The sequence below is a fragment of the Streptomyces sp. DS1-CR2 genome (assembly GCF_055760475.1).
This window is the reverse complement of record NZ_CM147085.1, coordinates 7,029,589-7,050,659: the sequence shown is the minus strand read 5'-3', so window position 1 is coordinate 7,050,659 and position 21,071 is coordinate 7,029,589. Positions and strand designations below refer to the sequence as shown.

20 protein-coding genes are annotated in these 21,071 nt (G+C 69.4%); 7 read left to right on the top strand and 13 right to left on the bottom strand.

Annotated features, from left to right (window positions below; translation table 11 throughout):
- Positions 1–187: 187 nt before the first annotated feature.
- From ACY0PA_RS33220 to ACY0PA_RS33200, 5 genes are read right to left on the bottom strand one after another with little or no spacing between them, the layout of a single operon-like run.
- Positions 188–1,585 carry a replication-associated recombination protein A gene (locus ACY0PA_RS33220; RefSeq protein WP_473081148.1) on the bottom strand — a complete coding sequence of 466 codons (1,398 nt, stop codon included), beginning with the start codon at positions 1,583–1,585 and terminating at the stop codon, positions 188–190.
- Positions 1,585–1,941 (bottom strand): MmcQ/YjbR family DNA-binding protein, encoded by a 357-nt coding sequence (locus ACY0PA_RS33215; RefSeq protein ID WP_473081147.1) that lies wholly within the window; start codon positions 1,939–1,941, stop codon positions 1,585–1,587. The genes ACY0PA_RS33220 and ACY0PA_RS33215 overlap by 1 nt, the downstream gene beginning before the upstream one ends.
- Positions 1,938–2,333 carry an MmcQ/YjbR family DNA-binding protein gene (locus tag ACY0PA_RS33210; RefSeq protein ID WP_473081146.1) on the bottom strand — a complete coding sequence of 132 codons (396 nt, stop codon included), beginning with the start codon at positions 2,331–2,333 and terminating at the stop codon, positions 1,938–1,940. The genes ACY0PA_RS33215 and ACY0PA_RS33210 overlap by 4 nt, the downstream gene beginning before the upstream one ends.
- A gap of 46 nt (positions 2,334–2,379) precedes the next feature.
- Entirely contained in the window at positions 2,380–3,411 is a 1,032-nt protein-coding gene (locus tag ACY0PA_RS33205; protein WP_473081145.1) for an alcohol dehydrogenase catalytic domain-containing protein, read from the bottom strand.
- A 44-nt stretch (positions 3,412–3,455) separates the two neighbouring features.
- A complete protein-coding gene (locus ACY0PA_RS33200) occupies positions 3,456–3,884 on the bottom strand; it encodes a PPOX class F420-dependent oxidoreductase (protein ID WP_473081144.1) in 429 nt (142 codons plus the stop codon).
- A 514-nt stretch (positions 3,885–4,398) separates the two neighbouring features.
- Here ACY0PA_RS33200 and ACY0PA_RS33195 point away from each other — a divergent pair.
- The 3 genes from ACY0PA_RS33195 (at position 4,399) to ACY0PA_RS33185 (ending at position 7,992) form a co-directional block, all read left to right on the top strand.
- Positions 4,399–4,830 (top strand): YybH family protein, encoded by a 432-nt coding sequence (locus tag ACY0PA_RS33195; RefSeq protein ID WP_473081143.1) that lies wholly within the window; start codon positions 4,399–4,401, stop codon positions 4,828–4,830.
- A 35-nt stretch (positions 4,831–4,865) separates the two neighbouring features.
- Entirely contained in the window at positions 4,866–5,348 is a 483-nt protein-coding gene (locus ACY0PA_RS33190) for a YybH family protein (protein WP_473081142.1), read from the top strand.
- An 82-nt stretch (positions 5,349–5,430) separates the two neighbouring features.
- Entirely contained in the window at positions 5,431–7,992 is a 2,562-nt protein-coding gene (locus ACY0PA_RS33185; RefSeq protein WP_473081141.1) for an excinuclease ABC subunit UvrA, read from the top strand.
- A gap of 103 nt (positions 7,993–8,095) precedes the next feature.
- On the opposite strand, the gene ACY0PA_RS33180 is transcribed toward ACY0PA_RS33185, so the two are convergent.
- The 6 genes from ACY0PA_RS33180 to ACY0PA_RS33155 form a co-directional block, all read right to left on the bottom strand.
- On the bottom strand, positions 8,096–8,692 hold the full coding sequence (locus ACY0PA_RS33180) for an NAD(P)H oxidoreductase (RefSeq protein WP_473081140.1): 597 nt from the start codon (positions 8,690–8,692) through the stop codon (positions 8,096–8,098).
- Positions 8,693–8,799: 107 nt separating this feature from the next.
- Positions 8,800–9,720 (bottom strand): SDR family oxidoreductase, encoded by a 921-nt coding sequence (locus ACY0PA_RS33175; RefSeq protein WP_473081139.1) that lies wholly within the window; start codon positions 9,718–9,720, stop codon positions 8,800–8,802.
- 161 nt (positions 9,721–9,881) lie between these two features.
- Positions 9,882–10,349, bottom strand: a complete 468-nt coding sequence (locus ACY0PA_RS33170) for a MarR family winged helix-turn-helix transcriptional regulator (protein ID WP_473081138.1) — start codon at positions 10,347–10,349, stop codon at positions 9,882–9,884.
- Positions 10,350–10,362: 13 nt separating this feature from the next.
- Entirely contained in the window at positions 10,363–11,424 is a 1,062-nt protein-coding gene (locus ACY0PA_RS33165) for an alkene reductase (RefSeq protein WP_473081137.1), read from the bottom strand.
- Positions 11,425–11,500: 76 nt separating this feature from the next.
- Positions 11,501–12,406, bottom strand: a complete 906-nt coding sequence (locus tag ACY0PA_RS33160; RefSeq protein ID WP_473081136.1) for an NADP-dependent oxidoreductase — start codon at positions 12,404–12,406, stop codon at positions 11,501–11,503.
- A 142-nt stretch (positions 12,407–12,548) separates the two neighbouring features.
- Entirely contained in the window at positions 12,549–13,190 is a 642-nt protein-coding gene (locus tag ACY0PA_RS33155) for a TetR/AcrR family transcriptional regulator (RefSeq protein WP_473081135.1), read from the bottom strand.
- Positions 13,191–13,333: 143 nt separating this feature from the next.
- Here ACY0PA_RS33155 and ACY0PA_RS33150 point away from each other — a divergent pair, with 143 nt between their 5' ends.
- The 3 genes from ACY0PA_RS33150 to ACY0PA_RS33140 all read left to right on the top strand — a co-directional run bounded on the left by ACY0PA_RS33150 (position 13,334) and on the right by ACY0PA_RS33140 (position 15,537).
- A complete protein-coding gene (locus ACY0PA_RS33150; RefSeq protein WP_473081134.1) occupies positions 13,334–13,693 on the top strand; it encodes a DoxX family protein in 360 nt (119 codons plus the stop codon).
- Between the two features lie 64 nt (positions 13,694–13,757).
- A complete protein-coding gene (locus ACY0PA_RS33145) occupies positions 13,758–14,807 on the top strand; it encodes an LLM class flavin-dependent oxidoreductase (protein ID WP_473081133.1) in 1,050 nt (349 codons plus the stop codon).
- A 25-nt stretch (positions 14,808–14,832) separates the two neighbouring features.
- Entirely contained in the window at positions 14,833–15,537 is a 705-nt protein-coding gene (locus ACY0PA_RS33140; RefSeq protein ID WP_473081132.1) for an NADPH-dependent F420 reductase, read from the top strand.
- Positions 15,538–15,649: 112 nt separating this feature from the next.
- Here the strand turns inward: ACY0PA_RS33140 and ACY0PA_RS33135 are convergent, their stop codons facing one another.
- A complete protein-coding gene (locus tag ACY0PA_RS33135) occupies positions 15,650–16,480 on the bottom strand; it encodes an AraC family transcriptional regulator (RefSeq protein WP_473081131.1) in 831 nt (276 codons plus the stop codon).
- A 535-nt stretch (positions 16,481–17,015) separates the two neighbouring features.
- Complete coding sequence (locus tag ACY0PA_RS33130; protein ID WP_473081058.1) at positions 17,016–18,407, bottom strand: IS1380 family transposase; 1,392 nt, start codon at positions 18,405–18,407, stop codon at positions 17,016–17,018.
- Positions 18,408–19,036: 629 nt separating this feature from the next.
- Between ACY0PA_RS33130 and ACY0PA_RS33125 the strand changes: the two genes are divergently transcribed.
- Positions 19,037–20,878 carry a serine/threonine-protein kinase gene (locus ACY0PA_RS33125; RefSeq protein ID WP_473086504.1) on the top strand — a complete coding sequence of 614 codons (1,842 nt, stop codon included), beginning with the start codon at positions 19,037–19,039 and terminating at the stop codon, positions 20,876–20,878.
- Positions 20,879–21,071 lie beyond the last annotated feature (193 nt).

Below are 21,071 nucleotides of genomic sequence, written 5' to 3'. Positions count from 1 at the left end.
AACGTGAAGACGCCACAACAATCGGCAGGCCCCTATCGGGACACACCCTGCCCGCCCGGCACCGACAACGCACCGTCCCCGGCCAGCAGTCGACACTGTGATTCCAGGACACCTCGGTCAACCAACTGGTGAGTCAGACCCCGGACCCGGGACAGCACCCGCCCATCCTCCCAGCGCGGCTGCTGCGTTAAGGGAGCATTCTCGAGATTCGTGCTTCGGAGGCAAGCTCTACGCCGTGCCCGCTGGCCTGCTGCGACGGAGTTCTCTTCCGGCCCCGGCCGGTGTTGTTCTCGCGGAGGGCGGCCCACTGGTCGAGGCGCTTGCGGATCTCGGCTTCGTAGCCGTTGCGGGTGGGGTGGTAGTAGGTATCGCGGTCCATGCCGTCGGGGAAGTAGTCGGCGCCGGAGAAGCCGTGGGCGGTGTCGGGGTCGTACTGATAGTTCTTGCCGTAGCCGAGGTCCTTCATGAGGCGGGTGGGGGCGTTGAGAATGTGCGCCGGCGGCATGAGGGAACCGGTGCGGCGGGCGCGGGCGGCGGCGGCGTTGAAGCCGCGGTAGACAGCGATCGACTTCGGGGCCGTGGCCAGGTAGACGACGGCCTGGGCGATGGCCAGTTCCCCTTCCGGGGAGCCGAGGCGTTCGTAGACGTCCCAGGCGGCGAGGGCCTGGTGCACGGCCTGGGGATCGGCTATGCCGATGTCCTCGCTCGCGAAGCGGACCAGGCGGCGGGCGACGAAGAGGGGATCCTCGCCGCCGTCGAGCATGCGGGCCAGCCAGTACAGGGAGGCGTCCGGGTCGGAGCCGCGCATCGCCTTGTGGAGCGCGGAGATCAGGTTGTAGTGGCCCTCCTGCGCCTTGTCGTAGAGCGGGGCGCGCTTCTGGATATGGGCGGCGAGGGCGGCGACGTCCAGCGGGGCGGTGGAGGCCGGCAGGGCCTGGAGCTGTTCGGCCAGGTTGAGGAGGTAGCGGCCGTCGCCGTCGGCGAGCGCGGTCAGGGCGTGGCGGGCGTCGTCGGTGAGCGGCAGCGGGCGGCCGGCGATGGTCTCGGCGCGGGTGAGGAGTGTGGTCAGCGCGGTGTCGTCGAGGCGTTTGAGGACGAGGACCTGGCAGCGGGAGAGCAGCGCGCCGTTGAGTTCGAAGCTGGGGTTCTCGGTGGTCGCGCCGACCAGGACGACCGCGCCGTCCTCCACGTACGGGAGGAAGCTGTCCTGCTGGGCCCGGTTGAAGCGGTGGATCTCGTCGACGAACAGCAGCGTGCCCTGGCCCATCTGGTGCCTGCGCGTGGCGGCCTGGAAGATCTTGCGCAGGTCGGCGACGCCGGAGAAGGTCGCCGACAAGGGCTCGAAGGCCAGCCCGGTGCGCTCGGCCAGGAGGCGGGCGATGGTGGTCTTTCCGCAGCCGGGCGGGCCCCAGAGAACGGTGGAGACCAGGCGCTTCTGAGCGACCATGCGGCCGAGCGGGGCATCGGGGGCCAGGAGGTGGTCCTGGCCGACCACGTCGTCCAGGGCCCGCGGACGCAGCCGGTCGGCCAGCGGGCGGACCGGCTCGTCGCCGAAGAGGGGAAGGGCGGGTTCGGTGTGGGTCATCAGGGGGTTTTCCGGGGTGGTGGGCCGTGGACGAGCTCGTAGGAGTGGGTGACCAGGTCCTCGACGAGGGCAGCGGTGATGCCGGGGCCCGCGCCGACGGAGATCCAGTGCGCCTTGCTGAGATAGCGGCCCGGCACGATGCTCTCGTACCGTGCCCGCAGTGAACTACCCATGTCAGGCTTGCACTTGACGGTGATGATCAGGTCGTCCGGGTCGTCGGTGACGATCAAGAAGACCTTGCCGGCCGCCTTGTGGACGTCCAGTTTCGGGGTGAAGGGGCGGTCGTGGGTGACACCGGGCAGACCGGCCGCCGTGCGGCGCGCGATGTCCTGGAGCCGGTCGCCGCCGAGGCTCACCGGGCACCCGGCGCGCGTTCGCCGAACATCTTCTGATCCACCGGCTGCTCGGCCTTCGGGAGCCCGGCGACCACGAGCCGGTAGGAGTCGGTGACCAGGTCCTCGACCAGGCGCGGCGTGAGGGACTTCCCGGCGGAGAGCGTGATCCAGTGCTTCTTGTTCATGTGGTAGCCGGGGGTGATGTCGGCGTGCGCGGCACGCAGCGCCTCGGCCTCGTCCGGTTCGGACTTGAGGATGACGACCGGATGGCCGGGCACCTCGGTCATCAGCAGGAACATCTTGCCGTGGACCTCGAAGACCTCCCATTCGGGGCCGAAGGGGTCCACCGGCTTGGCGTCCGGCAGCCTCTGGGCGCGCTCCCGTGCCGTCTCCTGCAGTTTCATTCCGTTCATCACTGCAACCTCTCTTTCCCGTACGGCAGTTGAAGGGCCGCTGCCGTCAGTCCAGGTCCAGTACGACGACGTGCTTGCCCGGGTACGCGCCCGATTCCAGATCGGCCTGGGCCTCGCCGACGGATTCCAGGCCGTGGTAGACCTTCGCGACGCTCACCTTCAGACGTCCGTCGGCGATGGCGCGCAGCTGGTGGTCGAGGACGTCGGCGGGGAGGTCGGTGGCGGCGCCGCCGTAGGCGGTCAGCCGTACCCCGTTGGGGATGAAGCCGAGGAGGCTGAAGTCCGGGATCGTCCACTGGTCGTTGAGCGCGCCGGTGAAGCAGAGCGTGCCGTGGACGCGGACCGCGCGCAGGGTGTCGTGCAGGTGCCCGGCGCCGACCAGTTCCAGGGCCGCGTCGACACCGTCCGGGAAGATCTCCCGTACGGCCTCGGCGATCTCGCCGTCGTCGACGAGGGGATGGTCGACGCCCGCTTCGCGGAGCATGGCGGCGCGGTCGGGGCGACGGGTGGTGGACAGCACGGTGGCGCCCAGGTCCTTGGCGATGGCGGCGGCGGTCAGGCCGACCGTAGAGGTGCCGCCGCGGATCAGCAGCGACTGCCCTGGGCGCAGGTCGAGGCCGGTGGACAGGGAGCCGTACGCGGTCTGCACCATTTCCGGGAGCGCGCCGAGCGTCTCCCACGGCAGGCCGGAGGTGAACGGGATGCACTGGGCGGCCGGGACCAGGACGTATTCGGCGTACGCCCCGTCGTAGGAGCGGCCCATCCCGCCCATCATGGTGGCCACCTGCTGGCCGGGGGTGAGGCCGCTGCCGGCCGGTGCCTCGTCGACCACTCCGGCGCATTCGATGCCGAGGACGCGCGGATAGGTCACGTCGGGGCTGGACAAGCCTTTGCGGGTGGTCACTTCGGACTCGTTGACGCCGAACGCCTTGACCTTGATACGGACCCAGTCGGGTCGTGCCGTGGGTACGGGCAGGTCGGTGACGACGAGCTTGTCGATGCCGCCCGTTTCGGAGACGACGACGGCGCGCATCGTGCGAGGACCGGCTTCGCCGGCTGGGCCGGTCGGTTCGCTCATGGTGGTTCGTTCCTCGGTTCAACGGTGTGGCGATCGGTGGGCCGTCAGTCGGTGATGCCGCCGTACGCGTGGATCTTGGTCGGGTGGAGTCGGACGACCAGTTCGCCCGGGACGCCGTTGCGTCGGCCGAACGCCTCGGCCTGCTCCGGGCCCATGTATTTCTCGCCAGCCGCCGTCGCGATCCGCAGGAGTTCGTCGAGGTCGTCGCTGAGAGTGACATCGCCGCGGAACTCGGCGTAGGAGAACGGGGGTTCGTCGTCGGTGACACAGAGAGCGGCGCGCGGACTACGCCGCAGGTTCTTGATCTTGGCGGTGGAGCCGCCGGTGGTGAAGGCGAGGGTGTCGCCGTCCAGGACGAACCACACCGGAGTGATCGCGGGCGTGCCGTCTGCGCCCACCGTGGCGAACTTGCCGGTACGGCCGCCGGTCGCCACGAAGGCGCGCCATTCGTCGGTCGTCATCTTGTGCGCCACGTCGTACTCACTCCTTGATCGACCGTGGCGTCGGACTCCAAGTGGATGCATGCGACACCGATGGAAAGTGCAGGTCAAGCACTCCGGGTTTCCTTCGCGAACCGCCCTGTCCGGAGCTGTGGCGCCCTCCCTCACACGCAGTACGGAGAGCGTCACACGATTCATTCATATTCGCCCTATATTCGACCGGCCTGACCGGCGCCTGCGGACATCTGCTGGTCAATCGGAGACATTCGGGCAGGGGTGCGACCACTCGCGCCTACTGTCCCGAACTGACCACTAGGCGTCCGCTGCCGACCGCCCGATTCGGTAGGCGGGGGCTGAAAGTGGATACGTAGCCGGGAGCAATCGCCAACAAGCGGAACAAGGCCCTGGCCGTGAAGATCCCCCTGGGGCCTGGAGCGGGTTCGCTTCGCCCAGACCGACGTCGAGGCCGGCACGGAACGCCGCTCGACGCCTGAGGAGACACACCATCTGGCCCGCGCCGGTCGCGGCACCTACGAAGGGAGACGTCATGGGCGTCAACAAGGACGAGATCAGCAAGACCCTCATCGAGCTGGAGAAGGCGTACAACGAGCGCTTCAGCGTCGGCGACCCCGACGGCTACCTGGACGGGTTCGCGGACGAGGTGAGCTACTTCGACCCGATCCTCAAGGACATCGTCGTCGGCAAGGAGAAGACCGTCGCGTGGCTGTCGTCCATCTACTCCAACCCGAACATCGTGCGCAGCGAGTACCTCAACCCGCAGGTGCACGTCGGCGACAGGGGTGACTTCGCCGTCATGGGCTACAACCTCAAGACCTACGTGCTCGACGAGGACGGCAACGAGAAGCTGCTGCGCGCCTGGAACGCCACGCACGGCTACCGGCTCGTCGACGGCCAGTGGCTCATCGTGCACTCCAACTGGGCCTTCTCCGAGACCCTCAAGGACCTGGTCGCGTACTGACCGGCGACCCGCGCCTGGACCAGAAGAACACCGGCATGAACGACAGACAGGAGAACGTCATGACCCCCGAAGAAGTCGCAACACTCGTCGAGTTCGAGAAGTCCATCCAGTGGCGGTGGACCAGCGGAGACCCGACGGGCTACATGGACGCGCTGGCCGAGGACGTCACCTACGTCGATCCGCTCGCCGAGCACTTCGTCGTAGGCCGTGAAGCTGTGCGTGCGCACTTCAAGCGCATCTACGCGGATGCGGGCCTCACCCGGCAGGAGTATCTGGACGAGACCACCCGCGTGATCAGCAACGACGAGGTCCTGCTGGTCTTCACCTTCAACACGTACCAGCCGGACGACAACGGCGGGGAGAAGCTGTTCCTGTCGTGGAACATGTCGCTCATCTTCCGCAAGACCGACGGCGAGTGGCTGATGACGCACGGGCACCTGTCCCTGCGGAACGCGTGGGACCCCGACAGCATCCAGAAGCTGCGCGAGTCGTGGAAGCGCACCAGCGTCGGCAAGTAGAGCACCCTGATGCGCTGACGCCCGGCGTCTTCCCGGGCATCCCGCATCGATCACGACCAGCCGTAGCGGAAGGACCAGTTCAGTGGGCAAGTCTGTGAAGGGGGCGACGGGCGCCGGCTCGGCGCCCGTGCCCGCACCGGACGCGATCAAGGTGCACGGGGCACGTGTGCACAACCTCAAGGACATCGACGTGACGGTGCCGCTGGGCAAGCTCGTCGCGATCGCGGGAGTCTCCGGCTCGGGCAAGTCCTCACTCGCCCTCGGCGTGCTCTACGCCGAAGGGTCCCGCCGCTATTTGGAGGCGCTGTCCACCTACACGCGGCGCCGCCTCACCCAAGCGGCCCATGCTGCCGTGGACAGTGTCGAGCATGTGCCGGCCGCGCTGGCGCTGCGTCAGCGGCCCGGCATTCCCGGGGTGCGCAGCACGTTCGGCACCTCCACCGAGCTCCTCAACAGCCTGCGTCTGCTCTTCTCCCGGCTCGGCCACCACCGGTGCCCCAACGGGCACCGCCTCGAGCCGACCATGGACGTGGCACTGGACCTGCCGCTGACCTGTCCCGAGTGCCAGGTGGTGTTCGGGCCGCCGGGCGCGGAGTCGTTCGCGTTCAACAGTGACGGCGCCTGTCCGCGGTGCGCGGGTACCGGGACCGTGCGGGAGGTCGACGAGGGCACCCTCGTCCCCGATCCCTCGCGCACCATCGACGAGGGCGCAGTCGTGCCCTGGCAAATGTTCGGCCTGGCCGCCGTTCCGAAGGTCGCCGCCGAGCTCGGTGTCCGTACCGACGTGCCGTTCTCGAAGCTGACGAAGAAGGAACGCGCGATTGTTTTCGAGGGGGAGCCGGTCAAGCGCGTCATCCTGTACCCGGCCAAGAACGGCAAGCTCTTCGAGCTGAACGCCAGTTACCGCAACGCCCGGCAGGCGGTCGTGGAGGCGTTGAAGAACGCCTCCACCAAGAAGGGGCTCGATCGTGTCGAGAAGTTCCTGTCCGTGCAGACCTGCCCGGACTGCCACGGCACCCGCCTGAGCGAGGTGGCCCGCTCCAGCCTGGTCGACGGCATCAACCTGGCCGAGGCCACCGCCAAGACCCTCGACGACGTCACCGCGTGGGTCCAGACGGTCCCTGCCACCGTGCCGAAGGCGATGGCCCCCATGGCCGAGAGCATCGTCACGCAGATGGTGGCCACCGCCCAGCGGCTCATCGAACTCGGCCTCGGTTACCTGACGTTGGACCGTGCCTCGTCCACCCTGTCCACCGGCGAACGCCAGCGCGTCGCGCTGTCCCGCGCGGTCCGCAACCGCACCACCGGTGTCCTGTACGTCCTGGACGAGCCCTCGATCGGCCTGCACCCCGCCAACGTCGACGGTCTGCTCGGCGTCATCCGCAGTCTGCTGGACGACGGCAACTCGGTGATTGTCGTCGACCACGACGTCCAGGTCCTGCGCCAGGCCGACCACCTCATCGAGATCGGGCCCGGCTCCGGGCAGGGCGGCGGCACGGTCGTCGCCGAAGGCACGCTCCAGAGCGTGGGACGCAGCAAGGCATCCCTGATCGGCGGGTTCCTCACCGGCCGCGAAGAGATCCTCGTACGGCCCCGGCCCGACGCGGACGACGTGTTCAAGATGGGCCGCGTCCAGCTGCGGACCGCGCCGCTGCACACCGTGCACGCCCTCGACCTGGACATTCCGCGCGGCCGTCTCACCGCGGTCACCGGCGCCTCCGGCTCCGGCAAAACCACCCTCGTCCTGGAAAGCCTGGTTCCCGCGCTGAAAGCGCACGCCGCTGGGCAGCCGCTCCCGGAGCACATCCGCAAGCTCACCCCGGATGGCATCACCCGTGTCAACGTCGTCGACGCCTCGCCCATCGGCATCAACGTCCGCTCCACCGTGGCCACTTACAGCGGCGCTCTGGACGACCTGCGCCGCGCCTACGCCGCCACGCCCGCGGCGAAGGAACGCGGCCTCAAGGCCGGGGACTTCTCCTACAACACCGGCAGCCTGCGCTGCCCCACCTGCGAGGGCACCGGACAGATCGAACTCGACGTGCAGTTCCTGCCCGACGTCGACATCCTCTGCCCCGACTGCGAAGGCTCCCGCTACGCCCCCGAGGCCGACGCCGTCCGCCGCGTGCCGCGCGGAGGGGACGCGGCCGACGGGCTGACCCTGCCGCAGCTACTGGCCTGCACCGTCACCCAAGCGATCGAGCACACCGGCGACTTGAACAAGGTCCGCTCCCGCCTGCAGACCCTCGTCGACCTCGGGCTCGGCTACCTCACCCTCGGCGAGGCCACCCCCGCCCTGTCCGGCGGCGAGGCCCAGCGACTCAAGCTCGCCACCGAACTCGACCGTGACCAGCACGACGCCCTGTTCGTCCTGGACGAGCCCAGTGTCGGCCTGCACCCGCTCGACGTCCGCGTCCTGCTCGGCGTGCTGCAACGCCTGGTCGACAACGGGGCCACCGTCGTCTTCATCGAGCACGACCTCGACATGATTGCCAACGCCGACCACGTGATCGACCTCGGTCCCGGCGGCGGCGCGGACGGCGGACGCATCACCGCCACCGGCACGCCCGAGCAGATCGCCGAAAGCCCCGACAGCGTCACCGGCCGCTACCTGCGCGAGGCGCTCGCACCGCACTCCGGCTGAGCGGTCGCCGTCCCTGCGGGCCGGCCGCGGTCGTCTTGAGGTGATGCAGTCGTCCTGGCCGGGCCGCCTGGCGGCGGGGTAAATCCAGCGGAACGTCGTGGGGTCACGCACCGGCCTGTGCCCCTTGTGCCGCGACGAAGTCGGCCAGAGCGGTATCGGCCGTCTCCAAAGCGGTGGCTCCGTTGTCGATCGTGTCGTAGACCACGTGGGCCGTCGCGTCTTCGATGCCCGAGAAGTAGGAGATGCCTGCGGTCAGCTGCTGTTCGAGCAGCCCGCGTACGCCGCTCCGAGCGAAGGTGCTCTCCGAGGCGCCCGCCAGCCCCAGCCACAGCACGCGCTTCCCGGCGATGTGCGAGGTGAACGTACGCATGCCGTAAGCGAAGCCGTGGTTCCACACCCGGTCGACCCAGCCCTTGAGGAGGGCCGGGAGGCCGTACCACCAGACGGGAAAGACGATGACGATCTCGTCGGCGGCCTCGACGCGGCGCATGTGCGCGCGGACCTCGGCCGAGTAGACCTTCCGGGGGTCGGCGAAATCGGGCTCGTCCTCGAGGCTCATCCGCGGGTCGAAGCCCTCCGTATGCAGGTCGAGGAAGTCGACGGTGTTGCCCGCTGCCTCCAGGCGACTGCGGGCCCGGTCGGCGACCTGCATGGTCAGGGACGAGCCGCGCGGGTGGGCGACGACGAGCAGGGTGTGCATGGATTCTCCTCGGGATCGACACAGGTACAGGAAGGCGGGTGCGCTCCTGAGGTGATGGCCCCCCAGCCGTGCTGGTCGGGCCGTCCGGCGGCGTGGGTGTGGGCCGGCTACTTGCCCTGTGCGGTGCGTAGTTCGTCGGTGAAGCGGGCGAGGGCCTGCTCGGCGGTGGGGGCGGGGCCGAAGAGCTGTTCCTGGCGGGTGGGATCGGCGACGTAGCGGCCGGTGTCGAACCAGTGGAACATCGCGGCCATGTCCTTGAGCAGGGGCATGAAGCGGCCGGCTACGGCGCCTGCGGCGCGGGTGACGGGGGACGGCACGGCCCACACCTTGATCTTCTTTCCGGCGCGGGCGCCCATCAGGTCGGCCACTTCGCGCATGCTGACCGGGCGGTCCCAGCCGATGTCGATGCGCTCACCGTCCTGGGTGTCGGCGTCGACCGCGGCGGCGAGGTAGGCGGCGAGGTCGGACATGTGGACGAAGGTCAGCGGGACGCCGGTCTTGCCGATCCAGATCATGCGGCCCTTGTCGATCGGGTTGCCCGCCCCGGTCGCGATCTGGTCGAGGAAGGCTCCGGGGCGCAGGGCGACGAAGGGGACGCCGAGTTGTTCGAGCTTGTCCTCGGCGAGCTTCTTGTGCCAGAAGTGCGGGACGTCGGGCGTCTTGTCGCTTTCGAGGATGCTGGTCAGGACGAAGCGGCGGATGCCGGCGCGGTGGGCGGCCTCGGCGAGGTTGGCGTTGCCGATGGTGTCGATGTCGTACGCGTTCTTGCCGCCGCGGGTGTAGCCGGCCGCGGTGGTGATGACGGCGTCGGCGCCGTTCATGGCGGCGACCAGCGAGTCGACGTCGAGCATGTCGCCGCGGGCGATCTCGACGCCCCGGCTTTCGAGCCGGCTCGCGTCGCTGGTGGGCCGCACCAGGGCGCGAACCTTCTTGCCGCGCGCCAGGAGTTCGTCGACGACCTTGCCGCCCAGGGAGCCGGTCGCTCCGACGACGAGGACGGGGAGGGTGGTGGAGTCGGTGGCAGGCATGGGGGATTCACTTTCCATCAGGTCAAGGTGGGGCTTGGGGTGAAAGGGGCGGCTGTTGCCGATGTGCGGACGGCCGGCGGTGTGGCGGCAGTTCGACGCCCCCAGTCCGGGCTACTGCCACACCGCCGGCCGTCCGCGGTCCGCCCTGCCGTATCGGCAGGTCAGCCGGCTTCTTCTGGCGGCAGCGGGCGGCTGGCGATCGCCTCGGTGATCGCGTAAGCGGTCTCGACGAAGGACTGCGCCTGCTGCTCCGTCAGATTTCCCGCGGAGATCTCCTCCAGGCTCTGCCACAGGGCGGCGATGGGTTCGCGCATGCCACGGCCCTTCTCGGTGAGGTGGACGACCATCACGCGCCGGTCGTGGGCGGCGGGCTCGCGCACCAGCAGGCCCGCCTCCTGCATGCGGCGCAGGGATTTGGAGACGGTGGAGTGGTCGAGACCGACGGCTTCGAGGAGTTCGGACTGGGTCTGACCCTCGCGGTCAAGGAGCTGCATCAGCAGCAGTTCCTGGCCGGGGTGCAGGTCCATCTTGCGCAGCAGGGCGCCGGCGTAGGCGCGATGGGCGCGCGCGAGCTGGAAGATCGCGTAGCCCATCGGCCCTCCTGCCGCAGTCGTGGGAATGTCAGGCATGGTCTCCGCTTCTTCAGCCGGTGTGAGTGGGGTAGTCGGTGTAGCCGACCGCTCCGCCACCGTAGAAGGTGGCCGGGTCGGGAGTGTTCAGCTCCGCGCCGACGCGCAGCCGCTCGACCAGGTCGGGGTTGGCCAGGGCGAGGGCGCCGACGGAGACGAGGTCGGCCGTGCCGTTCTCGACATCCTTGGCCCGGGTGGGGATGTCGGCGCCGGCCCGGTTGAGGATCAGCGTGCCCGGCCACTGCGAGCGCAGCGTGTCGAGCAGCGCCTCGTCGCCGGCGTGCATCAGGTGCAGGTAGGCCAGGCCGAGCGGGCGCAGCGCCTCGACGAGCGCCGGGTACAGCTCGTGGGTGTCCGACTCGGCGATGTCGTTGTACGGGTTTCCGGGCGAGAGGCGGATACCGGTGCGCTCGGGGCCGATCTCGTCGGCCACCGCGGCGGCGACCTCGACAGCGAAGCGGATACGGGCCTCGATCGAGCCGCCGTAGCCGTCGGTGCGCTGGTTGGTGTTGTCGGCCAGGAACTGGTGGATCAGATAGCCGTTGGCACCGTGGATCTCCACACCGTCCGCGCCCGCCGCGATCGCGGCCGCCGCAGCGCGCCGGAAGTCCTCGATCGTCTCCGCGACCTCCTGCGTGGACAGAGCCCGGGGTTCGGGCATTTCCTGCGGTCCGGTCGCGGTGAACATCACGCCGGCCGGGCGGATCGGGAAGGGGGCGACCGGCTGGCGGTGGTGCGGGGTGTTGTCGGGGTGGGAGATGCGGCCGACGTGCATCAGTTGGATGAACACGCGGCTGCCGGCCGCGTGCACGGCGTCGGTGACCGTGCGCCATCCGGCGATCTGCGCGTCATCGTAGATGCCGGGGGTCAGCAGATAGCCCTGACCGTCGGCGGACGGCTGGGTGCCCTCGGTGATGATCAGCGCGTGGGAGGCGCGCTGGGCGTAGTACTCGGCATTCAGCTCCGTCGGCACGCCCTCCGGCGTGGAGCGGTCCCGGGTCATGGGGGCCATGACCAGGCGGTGCGGCAGGGATACGGAGCCGAGAGTGGTCGGGGTCCACAGGGATTCGAGCATGACGAAATCCTTCGGTAATGCGGTGACGCGACGGCCACCGCAACCGGGGGTGGGGGTATTCGAGGGGCTGGCGTGCTCAGTCGACGGTCAGGACGAGCTTGCCGCGCACGTGTCCGGCGTCGCTGGCCTGCTGGGCCTCGGCGGCCTTGGCGAGGGGGTAGGCGGTGACGGTGGTGGTGAGCTTGCCGGCCGCGGCGTCCTGGGCCACGGCGGCCAGGCGCTCGGCGGAGTGCTCCCGGGAGCCCTGGGAGAAGGTGACGCCCAGCTGGCGGGCGCTGAAGTCGGCGATGGTGACGATGCGGTCGGTGCCGCCGCGCAGGGTGATGGAGTCGGGCAAGGCGCCCTTGCCAGCCAGGTCAAAGACCGCGTCCACGCCGTCGGGGGCCAGTGCGCGCACCCTCTCGACCAGGCCCTCGCCGTAGGTGGTCGCCGTCGCGCCGAGCGACGTGAGGTAGTCCTGGTTCGAGGCGCCGGCGGTGGCGATCACGCGGGCGCCGCGGGCCGTGGCGAGCTGGACGGCCACGGTGCCGACCGCTCCGGAGGCGCCGTGCATCAGCACCGTCTCCCCGGCGGTGACCTGCAGCTGGTCCAGGACCCGCTCGGCCGTCTCGCTTGCGACCGGCAGCGCGGCTGCGTCCTGCCAGGACAGGTCGGCGGGCTTGGGGGCCACGGTGGTGGCCAGCGCGTACTCGGCGTACGAGCCGGTGTCCGACCAGCCCAGCACTTCGCCGCCGACCTGCACATCGGTCACGCCCTCGCCGAGCGCGTCGACCACGCCGGCCAGCTCGCCGCCGGGGGTGGCGGGGAAGGTCGTGGGGTAGACGGCCTCGAGCATTCCGGCGCGGGTCTTGCCGTCCAGGGCGTTCAGCCCGGCGGCCTTCACACGGACCCGGACCTGGCCGGGGCCGGGCTGCGGGACCTCGACGTCGGCCTCGTGCAGCACGTCCGGGCCGCCGAACTCGTCGAAAACGATCGCTTTCATGATGACTCTGCTCATTCCGCTCGGGCCGCGATAAAAAGTGTGGCTGGGCACATAGCAACCGTAACAGCAATCATGTGGCTAGCCAAGTATTGCCGGATGGGAGGGGTGACCCGGTCGGGTCAGGCCAGGCGCCCCCGCAGTTTCACGGGGTGCGGCAGGCCCGCTCGATCAGGGTCTGCCAGCTGTTGCCCAGCGGGCGGGTGCGGCGCTGGAAGGCGGCGTCGGCCTCGGCGTCGCCGTCGGGGCCGCTCCCCGGCAGCGCGAGGAAGATCATGAAGGGGCCTTCCAGGGCGCTGGTGAGTTGGACGGTCAGGCTGTCCAGATCGGCGACACCAGTGCCCGCGTGACCGAGCAGCATGCGGATGTGGGCCTGGCTGAAGCCACTGCCGCCCTCGGCGGGGACGGGCCGGTGCCGGTCCAGTGAGGAGCGGACGATCGTGACGTGGTCGGCAAGGTAGGCGATGCGGGCCCGGCCGTAGGCGACCAGCCGGTCGAGGGGCTCCGCACCCGGGCCGAGCGGGGGCGGTCCGGCCAGGACCTGGTGCTGGAAGGCGTGTTCGTCGTCTTCGAGCAGGGCGTGGAAGATCCCGGCGCGGGTGCCGAAGCGGCGGTAGACGGTGCCCTTGCCCAGGCCGGCGCGTTCGGCGAGGCCGTCCATGGTGACCTTGTCCGCCCCCAGCTCGGCGGTCATCTCGCGCGCCGCCGCCAGCAGTTGCTCTCGGTTGCGGGCGGCGTCGGCGCGCTCGGCTCGGGGCCGTCCGAAGGGCAGCGGCGATCGTTCCATGCGGCAAATCTATCCCCGCCGTGCATCTCGCCCGGAGGCCGGGGAATCTAAACGGGGTGAAGTCCGCTTATGCTGTGCGAGGTCCGGCCCCGCTTGTCGGGCCCGGCCGCACGTCCTCTCCCGTCGCATGAAACGGACCCGCCATGAACGTCTTCCTCTGGATACTCCAGTCCCTGCTCGCCGCCGGAATGCTCGCCGCCGGCGGCGGCAAGCTCGCCCAGCCCTACGAGAAGACCGCCGAGTCCATGGCCTGGGCGAAGAGCTTCACCGCCGGCCAGGTGAAGGCCATCGGCTCGCTGGAGGTGCTGGCCGCGCTCGGCCTGGTCCTCCCGGCCGCCACCGTGCTCACGCCGCTCGCGGCCGTCGGCGTCGCGCTGATCATGCTCGGCGCGGTGGTCACCCACGCCCGCCGGGGCGAGTGGCCGAACGTCGGCATCAACGTCGTGCTGCTCGCCATCGCGGTCGTGATCGCCTGGGGCCGCTTCGGCCCGTACGCCTGGTAAGCCCGCCCGAGGCATCCCTTCACCACCCCCCACGCCCACTTCCTCCAGCGAAACGGAGTACGCCATGTCCGCCGTCGCGCCCGCGCCCGACGTCCTCTTCGGCCTCGACACCTTCGGCGACGTCCCCCAGGACGACCAGGGCCGTCCCGTCTCCTACGCCCGCGCGATCCGGCAGGTCATGGACGAGGCCGTACTCGCCGACTCCATAGGGGTCGACGCCCTCGCGCTCGGCGAGCACCATCGCCCCGAGTACGCCGTCTCCACGCCCGAGACGGTGCTTGCGGGCATCGCCACCCGCACCGAGCGGATCCGGCTCGCCTCCGGGGTCACCGTGCTCAGCTCGGACGACCCGGTGCGCGTCTTCCAGCGCTTCGCCACCCTCGACGCGCTCTCCGACGGCCGCGCCGAAGTCATCCTGGGCCGGGGCTCGTTCACCGAGTCCTTCCCGCTCTTCGGCTACGACCTGGCCGATTACGACGTACTTTTCGAGGAGAAGCTGGACCTTTTCGTCCAGCTGCTGGACGAGAAGCCGGTCACCTGGGAGGGCACCCAGCGGGCCGCCCTCAAGGACGCCGACGTCTTCCCCAAGACCGAGTCCGGCCGCCTGCCCACCTGGGTCGGGGTCGGCGGCTCCCCGCAGTCGGTGATCCGCACCGCTCGCCACGGGCTGCCGCTGATGCTCGCGATCATCGGCGGCGACCCGGCCCGCTTCAGCCGCTACATCGACCTGTACCAGCGCGCCGCCGAGCAGTTCGGCACCGTGGCGCACCCAGTCGGCATGCATTCCACGGGGTTCGTCGCCGACACCGACGAGAAGGCCCGCGCCTTGCACTGGCCGCACTACAAAGTCATCCGCGACACGATCGGGGCGCTGCGCGGCTGGCCGCCGGTCACCAAGGGCGAGTACGAGTCCGAGATCGAGCACGGCTCGATGTACGTCGGCTCCCCGGAGACCGTCGCCCGCAAGATGGCCGCCTCCGTCAAGCGGCTCGGCGTCGGCCGGATCGACCTCGTCTACACCGCTGGCGCCCAGCCGGTCAGCGCCCGACTGCGGGCGGTGGAGCTGTACGGCACGAAGGTCCTCCCGATGGTCCGCGAACTGCTGGCCGACTGACCGCAACCTGAATGAGGAGTACGTGATGGGAACTCAGCCGCTCCCGACGATCGGCATCCTGGGCGCGGGCAAGGTCGGCACGGTGCTGGCCCGCCTGGCCGTCGCGGCCGGGCACCGGGTCCTGATCGCGGGCTCGGGCGCCCCGGAGCGCATCGCCCTCACCGTGGAGGTTCTCGCCCCCGGCGCCGAGCCCGTCACCGCAGAACAGGCCACCGCCGAGGCGGACCTCGTCGTCCTCGCCCTGCCACTCGGCAAGTACCGCAGCGTCCCGGCGCAGGCGCTGCGCGGCAAGGTCGTCGCCGACGCGATGAACTACTGGTGGGAGACGGACGGGATCCGCGACGACCTCACCGACCCGCGCACCTCCTCCAGCGAGCTCGTCCAAGCCCACCTGCCCGGCTCGCACGTCGTGAAGGCTTTCAACCACATGGGGTACCACGACCTGGAGGACGGTGCCCGCCCCGACCTCGCCGCGGGGGCGGCGGGCCGCCGCGCCATCGCCGTCGCGGGCGACGTTCCGGAGGCCGTGGCCGCCGTCACCGCGCTGGTCGACGCCCTCGGCTTCGACCCCGTCGAAGCCGGAGCGCTCACCGAAGGGATACGCATGGAGCCCGGCACTCCGGTCTTCGGCGCCAACACGGCGGCACCGAAACTGCGCGAACTACTGCGGCAGTTCCCGGACTCCGAGCGCGGCCGGGCGACGTCGGCCCCCCGTGGCGCCGCTGCCTGACGCCCATCAGATCGTCCAGCCGGGAAGGGCTCTGATCGGGATCGGCTCGGGTCGGGTCACCCGAGGACAGGGACGGGTACGGGGACGGCTGATGGGAGTGCGGGCTTGCGCCTCACCTGCCGGAATCGGCCTCACGGGCCGCGAACGCGGCCGGAGTGAGACCGGTGTGACCGCGGAAGAAGCGGCCGAAGTTCGCGGGATCGGTGAAACCGAGGTGCTGGGCGACAGCCCGGGCCTCCCACCCGGCACCGACCAGCAGGCGCCGGGCCTCGAGCAGCCGCCGCTCGTCGATCAGCTCACGCACCCCCTTGCCGGTGGCGTCCCGGGCGGCGCGGCTGAGAGTACGTACGGAACAGCCGAACAGCGCGGCATAGTCCGCGGCCCGGTGCAGTTCCCGGAAATGCAGTTCCAGCGCGTCCACGAACTGTGTGTATGTGTCCTTGCGGCCCGTGCCCTTCGCCGCCGGGCCGGCGGAGGCGACGTCCGGGGAGTTGGCGAGGCGCAGCAGCAGCGATTCGAGCAGGCTGCGCCGCAGGGCGTGGTGGACATCGAGCCGGCGGCGCCCCAGTGCACGGTGTTCGTCCAGGAGTTGGAGGGCCGTCTGCCGCAGCCAGGCGTCGTCGTCGGGGTGCGGGCTCAGCACGGCAGGGGCCTCGTGCGCGGTGAGCGGGGCCAGCAGGCGGGCGATCTCAGAGGTCAGGACGCCCGGCTCGAACAGGATGAACGGGCCGCGGGTGGCGCCCGGCGGATGCCAGCACTGCGTGTGCCCGGGGCGCACCCACAGCCACTGGCCCGGGGAGACGGTCCGCGTGACGTGGTCGACGTCGTGGAGCAGTTCGCCCTCAGTGACCAGGATCAGATAGTGGAAGGTCGCACGGCCCGGACGGGGCGGATTCCACGGCCAGTCGTCGTGCCCGGCGAAGAACTCCTCAATGGTGTTCACCTCAAGGCCGTACGGAGTGCCGACCGGGGGCTGGAAACCGTACAGCGGAACCGCAGCCTGCACGGCCTGCCCGCTGCGTTCGGCTCGCGGAAATGGCTGGGGGTGTCGCTTGTCGACCATCACGTGTCCGCAGCCTACCGCCCGTTTTGTCGACTTCCGGGGAACGATGGGACGTGCCGCCGCGATCGCGCGGCACACGGCCCTTGGCCCCAGTAGTCGACGTCCACCCTCGCCCGGCGAGTTGGCGACGTACCGCTCATGCGCGTCACCTATCGCCTTCCGCTGCTGAAAGCTCGTCATGGATGCAGTGTGGCCCGCAGAGGAGAACAGGTAACCCAGCATGGATTGAACCCGGACAGTCCCATTCAGTCTCAGCCCGGATCCACCGGCTTGTTTTGAGAGTGATCGTTTCGGGGGTGTTCGGGCTGGTCCGAGGTTGATCTGCGGGTTCGGGCATGGAATGGCCGCTGGTCTGCCCAGCTCTTCCACATGTCCGTAGGTCTCGGGCCCTTTCGGGCGGGTCGGTCAGGGCGTGTCAGGCCGTGGACGGTGGCGCGTGCAAGACGGTGATCAGCTGCATGAAGTCGCCTCGCCAGGGCCAGCGTTCGGGTAGATGGAGGGTGAGGCGGCGGGCTGTGCGGGCCAGGCGGGCGGGCACGTTGATGAGGTGGTCGCGGATCGTGGCGGTGGTCGCTCTGGCGTGGAAGGTTCCGGCCAGAGTTCCGGCGGCACGGGTCAGGTTGTGCGCCACGGCGGCCAGGGTGAGCCAGGCGGCGTTCGCCTGGAAGTAGCCGGAGGGGGCGTGCGCGAAGGCGCTGTTCTTGACGTCCGCGATCACTTGTTCCACGACAGCGTGCCGCCTGTGATCACGCTCGGCGTCCACCAGCGAGAGCGGGGAGTTGGTGAACGCGGCGTGGTAGCGCCAGGTATCGAAGAGCGTGCCCTGACCGGCGGGGACGGTATCGGGGGCCAGACGCTTGACCCGCCGCACGATCAAGCGGGCGATGACCTGCTGCTGCTTCGGCTTGGAGGTGAAGGCCGTGTAGTCGATCTCGGCTATCTCCGCGTCCGAGATCCAGCACTGGCCCTCCTCGTCCCAGGTCGCTTTGGGGTACTTGATCGCCGTCCAGGCGTTCTCGTCGATGCGCGCGATGGCGGCCTTGATGGAGGCGTTCATCCGCACCGTGATCGAGAAGCGGGCGTCCAGGGTCCGGCAGGCGTTCACGACATCGGCGCCGTAGAACGCGGAGTCGGCCCGCACGACCAGCAGGCCGCTCGCGCCGCAGGCGCGGGCGGTGCGGATGGTCTCGGTCACGAACGCGGCTGCCCCGCGCGCGGAGTTGGACGGTCCCTTGCGCAGCCGGGTGGCGGCGATTACCGGGGCGGCAAGGGGTGTGGAGACGATCCCCAGCAGCGCATTGAGCCCCTTGACCTTGCTGTATCCGTATCCGGCGCCCTGCTTGGCGTAGCCGTAGGTGCGGCGGATCGTGTCGTCGATGTCCACATAGGCGACCTGATCCGCGCCGGGCAGCAGCGGGGTGTGCGCTGCGAGGCGGGGCAACAACCGGCGGGCCACGGCGTGCAGTTGCTTCACATGCCCGTGGGTAAAGGAGCGCAGGAAGTTGCCCAGCGTGGACGGGGCCCGCACCCCCGAAAACAAACGACCGAGTCCGCCGTGCCGCAGCCGGTCCATGTCCTCGATGCTGTCCGCACCCGCGACCATACCGCCCACCAGCGACATCAGCTTCGCCGCGGGGAAGGCCCCGGTGCCGTCCTTCGACTTCGGAAGCCGGATGAGCTCATCGGCCAGCGTGGGCAGGCCGCATCGCTCGGCCAGGCGCACCACTGGCTCAAGCCCGCCGTACGCGATCAGATTCGGGTCATCGAACGCGGACGAGACCGCCGTGGCGGCATGGGAAGATTGCATCTCGGAAGTGCCTTGCCGATCGTGCCTGATGTGGTCCTAGAGAAACCCCATCATCGCAGGTCACAAGGCACTTCCTCGTTTCCGGAAGAACTATCCACAGGCGGCAAGCCGGTGGATCCGGGCTCAGTAGTTCTCACTGTGTTCGCGTCAGTCCGTGGACGTCCGGCTACGTCCGCACACCCTCATCGCAACTTGGCCGAAATTCGGCAGCACAGCTGCGCTGCCTACCGCCAGCCGATCCGAAGTGTCTCACCCCTATGCGCAGGGTTCCGGTTCCTCGCGACCCGCACGACATCCTCGCGGAACTCTTTCGGATAGGGCTTGGGCACAGCGACATTCTTCCCACCCGCCCCACAGGGCAAGCCAGTTCAGATGTCACCCGATCGTGCAGCAGACCCTTTCCCCATGAACAGAACAACGACCCGACAAGCCAACAGTCACGTGATCAACGGCTTTTGTTAGAGCCAGTAAGTTGCACCACCAACTCGACCTGGGCGTCCTGGATTTGGGTGGCCGATGGACTGCCGCCAATAGGGGCGGGCGCGTAGGCTCCCTGTGTGATCGATGGCGACAGCGGGCGGGTCATTGACGGGCGCTTCGAGCTGGTAGAGCGGCTGGGTAGCGGCGGGATGGGCACGGTGTGGCGGGCGCGCGACCTGATGCTGCATCGGGAGGTCGCGGTCAAGCAGGTCCGTCCGCTCGCTCCGGAGCTGGCCCCCGAGGGCTCCGCCCCTTCGCGGGTCCTGCGTGAACGTGTTCTACGTGAGGCCCGGGCCTTGGCTCGGCTCAGTCACCCTCACGTGGTGACGATCTACCACGTCATTGACGAGGGCGAGGATTCCTTCCCCTGGCTGGTGATGGAGCTGATACCTGGCCGCAGCCTGGCGGAGCTGCTGGACGAGGGGACGCTGCTGGCGCCGGAGGAGGCCGCCCGGATCGGCCGTCAAGTACTGGCCGCGCTGCGCACCGCGCACACTGCCGGCATCCGCCACCGTGACGTGAAGCCCGCCAACGTGATGCTGCGCCCGGACAGAGAGGCGGTACTCACCGACTTTGGTATCGCCGCCCTGCAGCGAACCGGCTCGGTGGATTCCACCGCCAGTTCCACGCTGACCGCGACCGGAGAACTCATCGGCACCCCCGACTACCTCGCCCCCGAACGCATCCGGGGCACGGACGATGACCCCGCCTCCGATCTTTGGTCGCTGGGCATGATGCTGTACGTCTGCATCGAGGGCCACAACCCACTGCGCAGGCCAACCCCGCTGGCCACGGTGGCGGCCGTCCTCGACGGCGAGGTGCCGCCGCCCGTCCGGGCCGGGGTCCTGGCGCCCGTGCTGACGGAGCTCCTCGTATCCGACCCGGCGGCGCGGCCCTCGGCCGAGCGGCTCGACGCGATGCTGGCCGCTGCCGCGGAGGGAAGTGCGGGGCCCACAGCCAGGCTCCCCGAGGCAGAGCAGCCTACCCAGACCGCCCGGACTCCAGCTTCGGTGCCGGGCCCCCTGCCACCGTCCGCCGCCCCGTCTCGCCGCAAACGTTCCTGGCTGATCGCCGGGGCCGTGATCGTGGCCACCGCGCTGGGCGCGATCACGGCGTACACCCTGGGCAATTCCTCCAGCGATGGCAAGGAGGCGGCAGGCGGGCACGGTAGCCACGGCAAGCAGGCGAACAAGCTCCACCTCGTGACACCCGGAACCCTCACGGTCGCTGTGGCAGGTGTCCGTACCGGTAGCGCGCACAATCTCGCTGCCGCCGCCGACGACAGTGGCTGGCTCGACACCAGCACTGTCGAGGACAGAGACGTCATCGCAAAACCCGGCGACTGGGTCGGTGCCGACCCTGACCTGGCCGCAGCGCTCGGTGACCAACTCGGTCTGCGGGTGAAGCTCGTCGGCGTCGAAGCATCTGGCCGGGATTTTCAGCGGCTTGGGTCGACCTACGACGTGGTCATGCCGAGCTCGAAGTACACCTCCTTCGACGCAGAAGAACGCCAAGGCGTCGACTTCATCCACTATTTCGACTACGGCTACACGGTCTACGCCCCGTGGAAGACGGCCCGGAAGATCCATTCGTGGGCCGACCTCTGTGGCATGCATGTCGACGGCGATGAGGAAGTGGTCCGGGACGCGTCCTACAAGGCGTGCGGCCCGAAACCAATCAAACAGACTTCCGAGGATATCTTCGCGATCCCGCGACTGCTCCGCGACGGCTCCATAGACGCGGTGGTCACCGACCTTCCGTACGCCGTCCACGAGGCCAAGGGCTCCGGCGGCGACTTCGGCCTCCCGGACAGCGACCTGGTCAACCAGGCTCCCGTCGGCATGGCCGTGGACAGAACCAACACCGCACTACGCGACGCCCTCCAGCGTGCCCTCAACGCGCTCATCAGCAGCGGTGAGTACCGCAAGATTCTCACCGACTGGGGCTTTGAAGAGGGCGCTGTCACCACCGCCGGGATCATCCATGGCTGACCTCGTCACCCTCACCCGCGGCGCCCGATCAGGGTAAACAAAGTGACAGTCGCATGATCAGTGACTTCTGTTAGCGCCCCTAGCCTCGCGCTTTCACGAGGTGGAGTGTCCGAGGCTTGATCAAATAAGCGGAGAGTGCTCCTGACCTGCAACGATGGGACTTGTCTAGGGTCCTGTTGGCTGCAGGGAAAGA